Origin of the sequence: Fictibacillus phosphorivorans (assembly GCF_023715845.1) — a bacterium.
GTDB classification, from domain to species: Bacteria; Bacillota; Bacilli; order Bacillales; family Fictibacillaceae; genus Fictibacillus; species Fictibacillus phosphorivorans_D.
The window spans coordinates 1-12,215 of the sequence record NZ_JAMBOR010000024.1 but is presented as its reverse complement, the minus strand read 5'-3'; the positions used below and the strand labels follow the sequence as shown (position 1 = coordinate 12,215).

Genomic DNA, 12,215 nt, shown 5'->3' with positions numbered 1-12,215 from the left:
TTTTGTTCTAAGGGACCATTCTTTTTCAGAAAAAAAGAAGGTTCCCCGTAAAGGTTCCCCCTCTTATTCGTTATAGGCTGATTCAACCTCAGCTTCTTTCTCTTTCACAAGAGCTTCCACTTCAGCTTTCATTCTTTTCTTGTATGCCGATCTTGATATGATGATGCTGATCTCATAAAGAAGCACTAACGGAAAAGTAACCATTAAGTGAGACATTAGTTCAGGCGGAGTGATTAACCCCGCAATAACTAAAATTCCAAAGTAAGCGACTTTCCTTATCTTCTTTAAGAAGTCTGGTGTCACGATCCCTAATCGGGTTAGGAACATAATGAGTACCGGAAACTGAAACAGCAATCCAAACGGCAATGTGATGTTAAAAAGAAAAGAGAAATACTCTTGAATCCCGTATTCTCCTTCCACACTAAGTGCTGTCGCAACATTGCCCATAAAGCTGACAACGAACGGAAAAAGTATGAAATAGGAGAAAGCCAACCCTGTTAAGAATAGCAAAAAAGCGATCGGGATATACATCAATGTTACTTTTCGTTCATTTTCATAAAGACCTGGGCTGATAAATGCCCACAGCTGATAGAGCACGACAGGAGCAGCTAATACACAGCCGATAAAAAATGCAAATGTCATATAGACATTCAAAGGATCTGTTAAATGAAAGGCGTTCATTTGAATATCTTTAGCGATCGGATCACTCTGCAAATACACAATCACATGCTTAGCTAAGAAAAATCCAACGATAAGAAATACAAAGAAAGCGATTAAAGACCACATGATGCGTTTTCTTAACTCACCAATGTGGTCATATAACGTCATACTTTTTTCAGAGTTCATAGAAAAACATCCTTACTTCTTCGGTTCTTCGCTTTCTTTTTTGGTGTTATCATCATCGTCCATAATGCCTTTCGTTGCATGCTTGAATTCACGCAGCGTTTTACCTGCCGCTTTCCCTAATTCAGGCAGCTTCTTTGGCCCAAACATCACCAAAGCGACAAGTCCGATTAAAGCGATACTTCCTGGTCCTAACATTTTCCTTCCTCCTTTAAGAGTAATTTTTCATAAAATAAACAAGTGACTGCAATTCTACGGCTAAATCGATATGATGTACGCGAATTTCTGAAGATAGGGTTAATCGCGCAGGCGTAAAATTCAAGATGCCTTTTACTCCCGCTCTCTCCAATTGATCGGCGATCGGCTGAGCAGCACCAACAGGGACGGTCAGGATGGCAACTTCAATTCCCCGTTTTTGAAGTACACTTTCAATCTCATTCGTATGGTAGATAGAAACACCCGCGATTTCTGTACCGATTTTGGATTCATCCACGTCGAATGCGACTTCTATTTTTGTATTGTTATTTTTCGTGAAATTGTAATGTAAAAAAGCCGTACCTAAGTTACCTACTCCAATCAACGCAACCGTTGTTGTTTCATCCTGATTCAGGGTCTTGCTGAAAAATGAGAGCAAGTAGTTAACATTGTAGCCATAACCTTTTTTCCCTAATGCTCCGAAATAAGAAAAATCTCTTCTTATCGTCGCAGAATCTACTTTTACAGCCTCACTTAATTCAGCAGAGGACACCCTTTGCTTACCTGAGGAAGATAGATTTTTAAGAAATCGGTAGTATAACGGCAACCTTTTTGCTGTTGCATGAGGTATTTTTAGCTGATCTTGGTTCATGTATGGGGCCCTCCATGTTAAGAAAGCTTATCTTCTCTTATTGTATCATACTTTGTCAGGGCTTGATGAACGTACAAAATCTCCATTCTTTCCGCCTGTCTTCGATACGAGATATGTAGGACCGATAATCATCCCTTTATCGGCTGCTTTACACATATCATATACGGTTAAAGCTGCAGCAGAAGCGGCCGTGAGTGCTTCCATCTCGACTCCCGTACTTCCCTTTGTCTTTACTCCAGCTTGTATCTTTAACTTGTATCCTTCTTCACCTTTTTCTTCCCATTCAAAGGATAGATTAACACCGGTCAAGGAAAGAGGATGGCACATTGGAATCCAGTCAGAGGTCTTTTTTGCTGCCATGATGCCAGCGATTTGGGCAACGGCAAGAACGTCCCCTTTTTTAAACTTGTTATCTTTAATCATAAGGAAGACTTCTTCAGATACGGTTATCCCGCTGACCGCAATAGCCGTTCGGTGTGAGGTTCCCTTTTCTGAAATATCCACCATTCTGGCGCGGCCTTCTTCGTTAAAATGGGTTAACTCTTTCATAAAACCCCTCCTCATGTTGAATATACACGAAACCGCTTTTATTGTCGTTATTTTATTCCTTGTAAATATTGCAAAACGTTGAACATTCCCTTTGTTGGCGTGAATCCCCAAACTAAGCTAAACTACTAGTAGATATATGAAAGATTAATAATGAGGGGCATTTTTCTATAAAGATTTGTTGTTTTAGCTTCTTTTGAAAAGTTGGTTGGCGTGCAAGGTACGAGACTCCTGGGGGATTAGCGGGACAGGTGTGGATGAGTCCGCCGTTTCCTGCGATCGGAAGCTCCTAAAAGCACAGACCGCTGGGGCGGCCCACCGCACGCCCCCCATGAAAGCGAGCATCTTGGAGCGGAAATCAGCACTTACAAGCTTCAAAGGTTAAACAACAGCCTGAATAAAAATCACCCTTTTTTGTTCATTGAGGTGAATCAAAATGATTATATTACAAGTTCAGGACGTCACGAAATCGTTTGGCGCTGACGTCATTTTATCTAATATAAAATTAGAAGTTCAAACAGGAGAACGTATCGCGCTCGTTGGTAGAAACGGTGCAGGTAAATCTACTCTTCTTCGTGTTATTACAGGAGAGTATTCGTACGATTCTGGTCACGTTATGATTCCAAAAGATGTGAAAACAGGCTACCTGGCACAGGATGCAGGGCTTGATTCTGATGAATCGATCTGGAATGAAATGCTTTCTGTCTTTGAACCACTACGTAAAAAAGAACAGAAGCTGCGCGAGATGGAGGCACGTATGGGCGATCCAGCAGTACTAGAGAATGCTTCTGAATATGAGCGTCTCTTAAAGGATTATGATGAACTCCAGGTCCAATTTAAAGATGAAGGCGGCTACCAATACGAAGCAGAAATTCGTACAGTTCTCCATGGCTTTCAGTTTGCGGATTTTGACAAAAACACAAGAATCAACACGCTGAGCGGAGGCCAGAAAACAAGGCTAGCCCTAGCCAAACTTCTTTTAACGAAACCGGATCTTCTTATTCTCGACGAGCCTACCAACCACCTTGATATCAAGACGTTAACTTGGCTGGAGCAATATTTGCAGAGTTATCCGGGCGGCATTCTTATTGTTTCCCATGACCGGTATTTCCTCGATAAGATTGTGACAACTGTCTATGAAGTATCAAGAAAACGTTGTTTCCGCTATACAGGAAACTATTCAAAGTATTTGGAAGAAAAAGCAGTACGTTTTGAACAGGAAATGAAAGAGTTCGAGAAACAGCAAGAACAAGTGGCGAAGCTCGAGGATTTCGTACAGCGCAATCTTGCGCGTGCTTCAACAACGAAACGGGCGCAGAGCCGCAGGAAACAGCTTGAAAAGATGGAGCTTAAAGAACGTCCGGCAGGATCGGAAAAATCAGCTACCTTCTCTTTTGATATTGAAAGGCAAAGTGGTAACGATGTGTTGAAGCTTGAAAATGTGAGTACCAGCTATGAAAAAGGTGCTCCGCTTTTTAAAAATGTAAATTTAGCAGTTACTCGCCAAGATAGTATAGCGATCGTTGGTCCTAACGGGATTGGTAAATCAACACTGTTAAAAGTGATCAGAAAACAGCTGCCGCTTCTTGAAGGTGATATTCGTTATGGCAGTGGTTTGAAGATTTCTCATTATGATCAGGAACAAGCAGATCTTCACTCTCGAAAAACACTGTTGAATGAACTTTGGGATGACTATCCTGAAAAAACGGAAAAAGAAATTCGTTCGGTACTTGGCCAGTTCCTTTTCAGCGGTGATGATGTGCTGAAACTCGTAAACGAATTAAGCGGTGGTCAGAAAGCAAGATTGGCCCTTGCAAAACTGATGATGGAAAAAGGCAATCTGTTGTTACTCGATGAGCCAACCAACCATCTAGATCTAGATAGCAAAGAAATACTTGAACAAGCATTGATCCATTACCCGGGAACGATTCTGTTCGTTTCCCATGACCGTTATTTTATCAACAGGATCGCGACTAAAGTAGTTGAACTGGCTCCCGACGGTCTTACAGAGTATCTTGGTGATTATGATTATTACACCGAAAAGAAGAACGAAATGAAAGCCCGGGAAGAAATTGCAGAACGACAAAAAGCTGAGCGCAATACAAGCGCGCCGTCTGCCGCACAATCGAATAGCACAAAGAATTCGATCGATAAAGAAGCTAAGAAACAAGACCGGAAACGACAGCGCCGAATTGAAGAGATTGAAAATCTTCTTGAGACACTTGAAAGTAAAATAGCCTTTGCAGAAGGTGAGCTTTGCAAACCTGAAGTATTTCAGGATTACGAGAAGACCCAAGAATTCCAATCACAGTTAGATACTTTAAACAGTGAGATGGAAACGCTCATGGAAGAATGGGAAGAACTGCAAAACAATTAACGAGTAGCTGACAATCTTAATTAAAGGTTGTCAGCTTTTTGTTATCCACAGGAAAACAATAGAACTTACAAGTGGATTTTCGACTTATCCACTTTATCCACAGGTGGTTGTGTATACATCATGTGTTTTGTGCACAAAATGAACCCTTATTAAAAGAAGTCTTTCCAAGAATGTCCACATTATCCACAGATATGTGTATAACTTGTCCACAAACAGCTGTCGAAAAAGGTCATTTAAAGTCGACAAGCAACTCTCCTGTTAATAAATCGAGGTTTTTATTACCAGCCTCACTGTTTTCAAAAAAAAGAGGCTAGCCTTAAAGTTTCTCTTCTTTAAGGCTAGCCTCTATTCACTATTATTGTGCTTCGAGATCCAGTCCTGGCACTCCGTTAAGTGCCATATCTGCTCGAGTACCCTTTTGATAAGCAACACTTCCTGCTGCAGCGATCATCGCTGCATTATCTGTGCATAAGTGTAATGGGGGAATGACTAAATCATACCCTTTATCTTTAAAACGTTCTTCCAGTGCTTTACGTAGCCCCTTATTTGCCGCTACACCGCCTGCTAGTAGAACTTGTTTCACTTTATATTGTTCAGCTGCGCGATATGTTTTTTCCACAAGTACATCTACAACACTTGCCTGGAAGCTTGCCGCCAAGTCCTCTGGCTTAATGACTTCACCGCGCTGAGTGGCATTATGAACCGTGTTAATGACTGCAGATTTTAATCCACTGAAACTAAAATCGAGTGATTCGGGTTCAAGCCAAGCTCGAGGCAGATCAATCGTCGGTTCACCCTCTTGGGCTAGCTTGTCGATATGCGGGCCACCTGGGTACGGCATGTTCAACGTACGCGCGACTTTATCGTACGCTTCACCTGCTGCATCATCTCTCGTTTCTCCGATTACTTTAAAAGTGCCGTGTTCCTCCATGAGAACCAACTCTGTATGTCCTCCCGAAACAATTAAGGACAATAACGGGAACGTCATTTCTTTTACAAGACGGTTCGCGTAGATATGTCCTGCGATATGATGAACCGGTACAAGTGGAAGCCCGTGAGCGAACGCAAAAGCTTTTGCTGCATTTACTCCGATTAAGAGCGCGCCAACTAATCCTGGTCCTTCTGTTACCGCAACCGCTGTAAGATCCGCTGGTTCAAGTTCCGCTTTGTTTAACGCTTCCTCAATCACGATCGTAATCTGTTCCACGTGATGACGTGACGCCACCTCAGGTACAACGCCGCCGAACCGTTTATGACTTTCAATCTGTGAAGCCACAATATTCGCCAATAGCTCAGTGCCGTTTTTTACGATAGCTACTGCTGTCTCATCACAGCTAGTTTCGATTGCTAATATAATTTCATCTTTTTTCATAGTTCCACCCACATTACTAACGCATCTTCCCCGTTATCGCTGTAATAGTTTTTTCTAATACCGCCTGCTTCAAACCCAAGCTTTTTATACAAGTTCTGAGCAACGTGATTACTGACTCGTGCTTCTAACGTCATTGTTGCTGCACCATGTCTTTTTGCGAGTAACATCGCTTCTTTCATCAGCTGCTCTCCTAGTTTTCTTCCTCTATACGAAGGAAGAATCGCAATATTTGTGACATGAGCTTCATCCATCACAAGCCAGATCCCGCAATAGCCGATCGGCTGAAAGTGATCTTCCATGATTAAATAATAAGCAAATTGGTTTTCAACAATCTCTCTGTAGAACGCTTCTCTCGACCAAGGAACAGCAAAAGAAGACTGTTCAATGCCAAGAATATCATCGATGTCACCTACCTTTGCAAGTCTATAAGTATATGCCTCTCCCATTTGAAACACCTACTTGCCTTGTGACTTCAGCCAGTTTACTTCTGCTTCGGCTAACTGAAGATAGCTTGGGGTAAAGGAATGAATGTCATCCGCTTCCCTTTGCATACCGATTCTTCCTAGCTCACTAGGCCGTGGGTTATGATCACACACTTCTCCAAATACAGCCTGGCTTCCTAATACTTCAGATATCGTCTCCTGATGTAGAGAAAGATCGTTTCCTACAAATAGAGTTTTTTTATCTGTGGTCTGTAGCTTTTCAAGCCAGTCTTTTAGTAAAATAATGCGGTCTTCCCATCGGTTCTTAAATTCACCGGAATCGGCTTGTCCATAAAGACCGGTAAATACCTGTGTACGTCGTGCATCAAATAGCGGTACAGTAAATCCATTAAAATACTTTCCGCTTTGTGCAAGTACTTCTAGACTTGAAACGCCTACGAGTTCTTTTTTCAACGTCCATGCGAGTGTTTTAGCGATTGTGACACCAATTCTAACACCTGTATAGGACCCTGGACCTTTTGCTACAACGATACGATCAAGTTCAGCAGGTTTGACACCCGTTTCCTTCATTAGCTGCTCGATTGCAGGCATCACGCGTATCGAATGATTTTTCTTCAAGTTCGTTATATATTCACCAAGCACTTTTCCTTCATCCATTACGGCAATCCCCATCACGAGGTTGGATGTATCTATTGCCAGTACTTTCATTGCTTAATCTCCTTAACGCGTTCTTCGTATCTTTCCCCAAGCGGAGTTATTTGTATTTCTCGTTCATCTTCACCCATATACGAGATGACGATTTCCATTCTTTCATCTGGCAGGTATTCTTCAATAAAAACCGCCCATTCTACCACACTAACACCTTCACCCGAAAAATACTCTTCAAATCCAAGATCCTCATCAGAGTCTTCCAGTCTGTACACATCCATGTGATAAAGAGGCAGCCGGCCGCTGTATTCTTTAATGATCGTAAAAGTAGGGGAGTTCACGGTACGGGTTATGCCTAAACCTTTAGCAAGGCCTTTCGTAAACGTGGTCTTACCTGCGCCAAGATCTCCAGCCAGTGTAAGAACATCACCTTTTTTTAGCACGGACCCAAGTTTTTGAGCAAAAGCCATCGTTTCTTCTGCTGACTTTGTTTTAAAATGATAAACACTCATGACTTCCCTTACCTTTCCCGAAAATGATTAAAACCTTGTTTTGTGATTTTTTCTGGCGATTCGTTTTCGTCTCGATGCAAATAAACTGCTGCCTTACCAGCTTCTCCAACTTTTCCGATTTCAAAAATCTTTAGAGAATGCTGTTCAAATTGCTCTCTCAATGACCCAAACTGATCTTGAGCTACCGTTCCAGTCAGAACATAATCTTCACCGCCATACAGCTGAAAATCCAACTGTTTATTCCTAGGATAACTCGCTAACCGTGAGCTGACAGGAATTTTGTTCTCTTCAATATGTATAGAGACCTGACTTGATTCAGCAATTTCATTGAGTTCACTCGCTAAACCGTCGCTGACATCGTTTAACGAGATTCGATGACTGCAAGAAGCTAATAGTCTACCTTGTTCAATATGAGGTGCTGGCATCTGATGCTGTAAAATCAGCTCTTTTTCATTTTTGCTATAGGAATGGTGTCTCGTGTTTTCAAGTAACAGCTTAAGACCTGCAGCAGATTCTCCGGTTACACCTGTTAAAAAGACAGAATCTCCTGGCTTCGCATTACTTCGAAGGAGACGTTTCCCTTTTTCTACTTTTCCAATAACGGTAACCGTTAATACGAGAGGTCCTTTAATAGAAACCGTATCTCCACCTATGAGATCTGTTTTATAACGTGCTGCGAGCTCGGTCATTCCTTTATAGATTTCGTTAAGCTCTACCGCGTTCCAGTCCTTGGATATGGCGATTGATACTAAGTAAAACTGAGGGATTGCACCCATAGCGCCTAAATCGCTTAAATTCACTGCTAATGCTTTATAACCTAATTGATGGGGTGATAACGTATCTCTTATAAAATGGACACCTTCCACCATTGTATCTACACAAATAACTTGATCCAATTCATTGTTTACTGACCAAAGTGCGGCGTCATCCCCAATACCCATCACTAACTCTTTTTGGTGAGACGTATTCGGTGTAATGCTTTTTATCCATTCGAATTCATCTTGAAGCATAATAACCCACCTCTTTGGTTAAATCAGTTTATAAAAAAGCCTTAGGATCAGATCGAACTCCTAAGGTATCATTGATATATTTTAAGTTTAACTTACTTTTAGACATAAAAAAACACGAAACCTTGTTTCGTTTTTTAAAAGTGGCGGACCCGACCGGGGTCGAACCGGCGATCTCCTGCGTGACAGGCAGGCATGTTAACCACTACACCACGGGTCCAGCTTATGTAGTTGAGTGTAGTCTTAAAATTAATTGGTTGCGGGGACAGGATTTGAACCTGCGACCTTCGGGTTATGAGCCCGACGAGCTACCAGACTGCTCCACCCCGCGATGATATAAAGTATTCGGATGATGTTTCCGAGTTTGTTATCTCTCCCTCTACAATCATAGTCATGATGTGTATCCGTCGAGACATGTCGTTGTGGTTTCGCTGAAGCGTATGCTCCATGATCCACCCAGAGACGTTTTAAAAGGTTGTTTTTTCAACAACTGTTTCGGACATTTATTAATATAACACGTTTATTAGTATGATGCAAGTCTTAAATAAATATTAGGGCACTGAAATTTTTCTTTTTCCAGTGCCCTTTGATTATGCAGCTTTTTTTGCGTTTTCAGGTCTCTTGTGAAACCCTTTAGCAAAGTAGATCGCTGTTAATAGAAGTAACCATATTGGCCCCACGATTAACGCGATTCGCGTATCTGGGAAGTAAGCCATGATTCCTACTACGAATATTAAAATCGCAAGTGCGATATATGATCCAAACGGATATAATGGCATCTTGAATTTTAATTTTGCTTTTTCTTCATCACTTAATCCTTTTCGGAATTTCATTTGTGATATCAGGATAATGGACCATGTCCAAATTGCACCAAACGTTGAGATACTCGTTACCCAAACAAATACTTTTTCAGGAACTAAGTAGTTGAGTACTACTCCAATTAATAGAACTCCAGCAGAAACTAAAACAGCTACTGATGGCACTCCTGTTTTACCTACTTTATGAAGCTTTGCAGGTGCTTGTTTTTGCTCTGCAAGATTGAATAACATACGGCCTGTACTGAAGATTCCACTGTTACAACTGGATAATGCTGCTGTTAAAACAACAAAGTTAATAATTCCAGCAGCTTGTCCGATTCCGATCTTTTCAAACGTTAATACGAACGGACTTCCTTGTGTACCAATTTGATCCCAAGGATAGATCGACATAATCACGAACAATGCCCCGATGTAGAATAATAAAATACGCCAGAATACAGAGTTTACAGCTCTAGCAATCGATTTTTCCGGATTTTTTACTTCTCCAGCTGTTACACCGATCATTTCAATTCCTAAGAATGCGAACATGACCATCTGCATGGACATGAGGATCCCTTTTACTCCATTTGGAGCAAATCCGCCATTTTCCCAAAGGTTGCTGATTCCAGTAGCAACGCCACCGTTTCCAAAACCAAATATAATCATACCTAAACCTGTTACGATCATTAAAAGGATCGCTACAATTTTTATTAAAGCAAACCAGAATTCAAACTCTCCATATGCTTTAATCGCTAATAAATTGACGCTAGCCATAATAACAAGTGCAGCTAATGCCCAAATCCACGTTGGTGTGTCTGGGTACCACATCTTCATGTAGATACCAACCGCTGTGATCTCAGCCATACAAGTTACAATCCATAGGAACCAATAATTCCACCCAGTTAAGTAACCAGCTAATGGTCCGATATAATTTCTTGCATATCTGCTAAAAGAGCCCGCAACTGGCTGATGGATTGCCATCTCGCCCAGAGCTCTCATGATCATAAACATAACTGCTCCACCTAGAGCATATGCAAATAAAATTGCCGGTCCAGCCATCTCAATGGCGGACGCGGAACCTAAAAATAAGCCCACTCCAATAGCAGCCCCTAGCGACATAAGCGTAATATGTCTTTCCTCGAGCCCGCGATGTAATTCTTGTTTCGGCTTCATTTTTATGCCTCCCTTGCTGTGTTTGATGAAGCGCTTTCACTACAGTATCATAACACGATTCCCCAAGAAGAGACAATTTCTTTTATATTACAGTTTAAAGTCCTAAAGCCTTATGTGATGCCGTTTTGAAAACTTCAATAATATCCTCTGCATTTTCGATTCCTACAGAGATTCTGATTACATTTTTATTGATACCAAGCGCCTCACACATTTCGGCTGGTAATGAGCGATGTGACGTTCCAAGCGGATAGGATACTGTAGTTTCTACTCCAGCTAATGTTGGAACGATATGCACCCAGTCAAGAGATTTGAAAAACGCATGGACATCGCAATTCTCGTCCAGTTCGATCGACACGATAGCTCCGTTCCCCTTTTCGCTGACAAACTCAGGGTAGTACACTTTTTTAATGCCTTTTGTGTCCTTTAGTTCTTCTGCTAGTGCCTTTGCATTGGCTACATGACGTTCCATGCGGACGCTTAGGGTCTTTAATCCTCTAGATGCCAGCCAAGCATCAAATGGTCCGAGGTTACAGCCAAGATGAACCATTTTAGACTTCGCTTTTGCGACTAGATCTTCTCTACCTACAACAACACCTGCTGTTACATCGCTGTGTCCATTTAAATATTTGGTTGCACTATGAACAACAAGATCAATGCCTTGCGTAAACGGCTGCAAGACAAATGGTGTAGCAAACGTGTTATCAATCATCGTCGTTAGATTATGCTTTTTCGCGATTTCGACAAGTGTGCCGAGATCTTCTACGCGTAATAGCGGATTTGTAACGGATTCCGAGTAGAGCAGTTTCGTATTTGGACGGATGTTTTTTTCGATTTCATTTGAATCGTTAAAAGAAACAAAGGAAGTCTCAATTCCAAAACTCTTTAAGTCATCGGAAAGAAGTTGATAAGTACCCCCATACAAGTCCTGGCACGCTACAATATGATCGCCAGCCTGCGCCACGGATAGGATTCCAATCAATATAGCTGAAATACCAGATGAGGTAACAACACCTGATGGAGCTTGTTCAAGCTGTGCGACACCTTTTGCAAAGTCGTCTTGGTTCGGGTTGTTCATTCTTGTATATAAAAAGTCATTTTTTCCGCGAAAATAATCTTCTAAATCATCCAAATCAGAAAAAGAAAAAGCAGAAGTCTGGTAGATTGGCTTTACCTTACTTACTGATTTAACATTGTTATGACCGCTTGCATGTACAGTTGATGTATCAAAATGAACGTCTTTCATATATGTAGCCTCCCCATTATTTTTATCTCCTAGTGTAGCACAAAATGGGATGGAGTAAGTGAGATTTGATTGTTTGGATGGGGATAGGTAAATTGCAGATTAAGATGGAGAAGATCCATCTTTGTTATTCTATGGTGTTTTTAAATCGAAGCTATATAAAGGGTGGCTGACGGTCGTCAGCCCTCGTTTTTAGCTTTTACGGTACGTGTTCTTTTAATCTGTTACACGTTCGCGCAAGTTTCGCTCAAAATCTTCGAGTAACGCTCAGAATCGACAAGCTACTTAAATTAGTCTTAAAAGTGGAGACATCCTTGTGAGAATTCTTTATACTTAAACAAAACTAATTTAGGGGACGTGTCCACATGAAAAGAAAGTCTTTAGAGTACCGAGAATATGTCGCGAAGCTT

12 protein-coding genes and 2 tRNA genes are annotated in these 12,215 nt (G+C 41.4%); 1 reads left to right on the top strand and 13 read right to left on the bottom strand.

Annotated features, from left to right (window positions below; genetic code table 11):
• Positions 1 to 63 precede the first annotated feature (63 nt).
• From tatC to moaC, 4 genes are read right to left on the bottom strand one after another with little or no spacing between them, the layout of a single operon-like run.
• A complete protein-coding gene (tatC, locus tag M3206_RS15950; RefSeq protein WP_251313508.1) occupies positions 64 to 846 on the bottom strand; it encodes a twin-arginine translocase subunit TatC in 783 nt (260 codons plus the stop codon).
• A gap of 12 nt (positions 847 to 858) precedes the next feature.
• Positions 859 to 1,041 carry a twin-arginine translocase TatA/TatE family subunit gene (locus M3206_RS15945; protein WP_251313507.1) on the bottom strand — a complete coding sequence of 61 codons (183 nt, stop codon included), beginning with the start codon at positions 1,039 to 1,041 and terminating at the stop codon, positions 859 to 861.
• 13 nt (positions 1,042 to 1,054) lie between these two features.
• Positions 1,055 to 1,690 carry a redox-sensing transcriptional repressor Rex gene (locus M3206_RS15940; protein ID WP_251313506.1) on the bottom strand — a complete coding sequence of 212 codons (636 nt, stop codon included), beginning with the start codon at positions 1,688 to 1,690 and terminating at the stop codon, positions 1,055 to 1,057.
• Between the two features lie 45 nt (positions 1,691 to 1,735).
• Entirely contained in the window at positions 1,736 to 2,239 is a 504-nt protein-coding gene (moaC, locus tag M3206_RS15935; protein ID WP_251313505.1) for a cyclic pyranopterin monophosphate synthase MoaC, read from the bottom strand.
• A 433-nt stretch (positions 2,240 to 2,672) separates the two neighbouring features.
• On the opposite strand from moaC, the gene M3206_RS15930 reads away from it, so the two are divergent.
• Positions 2,673 to 4,613, top strand: a complete 1,941-nt coding sequence (locus tag M3206_RS15930) for an ABC-F family ATP-binding cassette domain-containing protein (protein WP_251313504.1) — start codon at positions 2,673 to 2,675, stop codon at positions 4,611 to 4,613.
• Between the two features lie 355 nt (positions 4,614 to 4,968).
• On the opposite strand, the gene tsaD is transcribed toward M3206_RS15930, so the two are convergent.
• The 9 genes from tsaD to M3206_RS15885 form a co-directional block, all read right to left on the bottom strand.
• Complete coding sequence (gene tsaD, locus M3206_RS15925) at positions 4,969 to 5,985, bottom strand: tRNA (adenosine(37)-N6)-threonylcarbamoyltransferase complex transferase subunit TsaD (protein ID WP_251313503.1); 1,017 nt, start codon at positions 5,983 to 5,985, stop codon at positions 4,969 to 4,971.
• Positions 5,982 to 6,431 carry a ribosomal protein S18-alanine N-acetyltransferase gene (gene rimI, locus M3206_RS15920; protein WP_251313502.1) on the bottom strand — a complete coding sequence of 150 codons (450 nt, stop codon included), beginning with the start codon at positions 6,429 to 6,431 and terminating at the stop codon, positions 5,982 to 5,984. The genes tsaD and rimI overlap by 4 nt, the downstream gene beginning before the upstream one ends.
• 9 nt (positions 6,432 to 6,440) lie before the next feature.
• A complete protein-coding gene (gene tsaB, locus M3206_RS15915; RefSeq protein ID WP_251313501.1) occupies positions 6,441 to 7,136 on the bottom strand; it encodes a tRNA (adenosine(37)-N6)-threonylcarbamoyltransferase complex dimerization subunit type 1 TsaB in 696 nt (231 codons plus the stop codon).
• A complete protein-coding gene (gene tsaE / locus M3206_RS15910) occupies positions 7,133 to 7,588 on the bottom strand; it encodes a tRNA (adenosine(37)-N6)-threonylcarbamoyltransferase complex ATPase subunit type 1 TsaE (RefSeq protein WP_251313500.1) in 456 nt (151 codons plus the stop codon). The genes tsaB and tsaE overlap by 4 nt, the downstream gene beginning before the upstream one ends.
• Before the next feature lie 8 nt (positions 7,589 to 7,596).
• Complete coding sequence (thiL, locus tag M3206_RS15905) at positions 7,597 to 8,598, bottom strand: thiamine-phosphate kinase (protein WP_251313499.1); 1,002 nt, start codon at positions 8,596 to 8,598, stop codon at positions 7,597 to 7,599.
• A gap of 141 nt (positions 8,599 to 8,739) precedes the next feature.
• Positions 8,740 to 8,815: transfer RNA gene (locus tag M3206_RS15900), tRNA-Asp, on the bottom strand.
• Between the two features lie 34 nt (positions 8,816 to 8,849).
• Positions 8,850 to 8,926 (bottom strand) — tRNA-Met (locus M3206_RS15895).
• A 259-nt stretch (positions 8,927 to 9,185) separates the two neighbouring features.
• Complete coding sequence (locus tag M3206_RS15890) at positions 9,186 to 10,565, bottom strand: amino acid permease (RefSeq protein WP_251313498.1); 1,380 nt, start codon at positions 10,563 to 10,565, stop codon at positions 9,186 to 9,188.
• Between the two features lie 94 nt (positions 10,566 to 10,659).
• The gene (locus M3206_RS15885; protein WP_251313497.1) at positions 10,660 to 11,808 is read right to left on the bottom strand and encodes a trans-sulfuration enzyme family protein; all 1,149 of its coding nucleotides are present in this window, start codon (positions 11,806 to 11,808) and stop codon (positions 10,660 to 10,662) included.
• Positions 11,809 to 12,215 lie beyond the last annotated feature (407 nt).

Excerpts from the sequence above, each read along its gene's own strand:
- thiL (WP_251313499.1), bottom strand. The coding sequence starts at position 8,598 with ATGCTTCAAGATGAATTCGAATGGATAAAAAGCATTACACCGAATACG.
- tsaB (WP_251313501.1), bottom strand. The coding sequence starts at position 7,136 with ATGAAAGTACTGGCAATAGATACATCCAACCTCGTGATGGGGATTGCC.
- moaC (WP_251313505.1), bottom strand. The coding sequence starts at position 2,239 with ATGAAAGAGTTAACCCATTTTAACGAAGAAGGCCGCGCCAGAATGGTG.
- M3206_RS15945 (WP_251313507.1), bottom strand. The coding sequence starts at position 1,041 with ATGTTAGGACCAGGAAGTATCGCTTTAATCGGACTTGTCGCTTTGGTG.
- M3206_RS15930 (WP_251313504.1), top strand. The coding sequence starts at position 2,673 with ATGATTATATTACAAGTTCAGGACGTCACGAAATCGTTTGGCGCTGAC.
- rimI (WP_251313502.1), bottom strand. The coding sequence starts at position 6,431 with ATGGGAGAGGCATATACTTATAGACTTGCAAAGGTAGGTGACATCGAT.
- M3206_RS15890 (WP_251313498.1), bottom strand. The coding sequence starts at position 10,565 with ATGAAGCCGAAACAAGAATTACATCGCGGGCTCGAGGAAAGACATATT.
- M3206_RS15885 (WP_251313497.1), bottom strand. The coding sequence starts at position 11,808 with ATGAAAGACGTTCATTTTGATACATCAACTGTACATGCAAGCGGTCAT.
- tatC (WP_251313508.1), bottom strand. The coding sequence starts at position 846 with ATGAACTCTGAAAAAAGTATGACGTTATATGACCACATTGGTGAGTTA.
- tsaD (WP_251313503.1), bottom strand. The coding sequence starts at position 5,985 with ATGAAAAAAGATGAAATTATATTAGCAATCGAAACTAGCTGTGATGAG.
- M3206_RS15940 (WP_251313506.1), bottom strand. The coding sequence starts at position 1,690 with ATGAACCAAGATCAGCTAAAAATACCTCATGCAACAGCAAAAAGGTTG.
- tsaE (WP_251313500.1), bottom strand. The coding sequence starts at position 7,588 with ATGAGTGTTTATCATTTTAAAACAAAGTCAGCAGAAGAAACGATGGCT.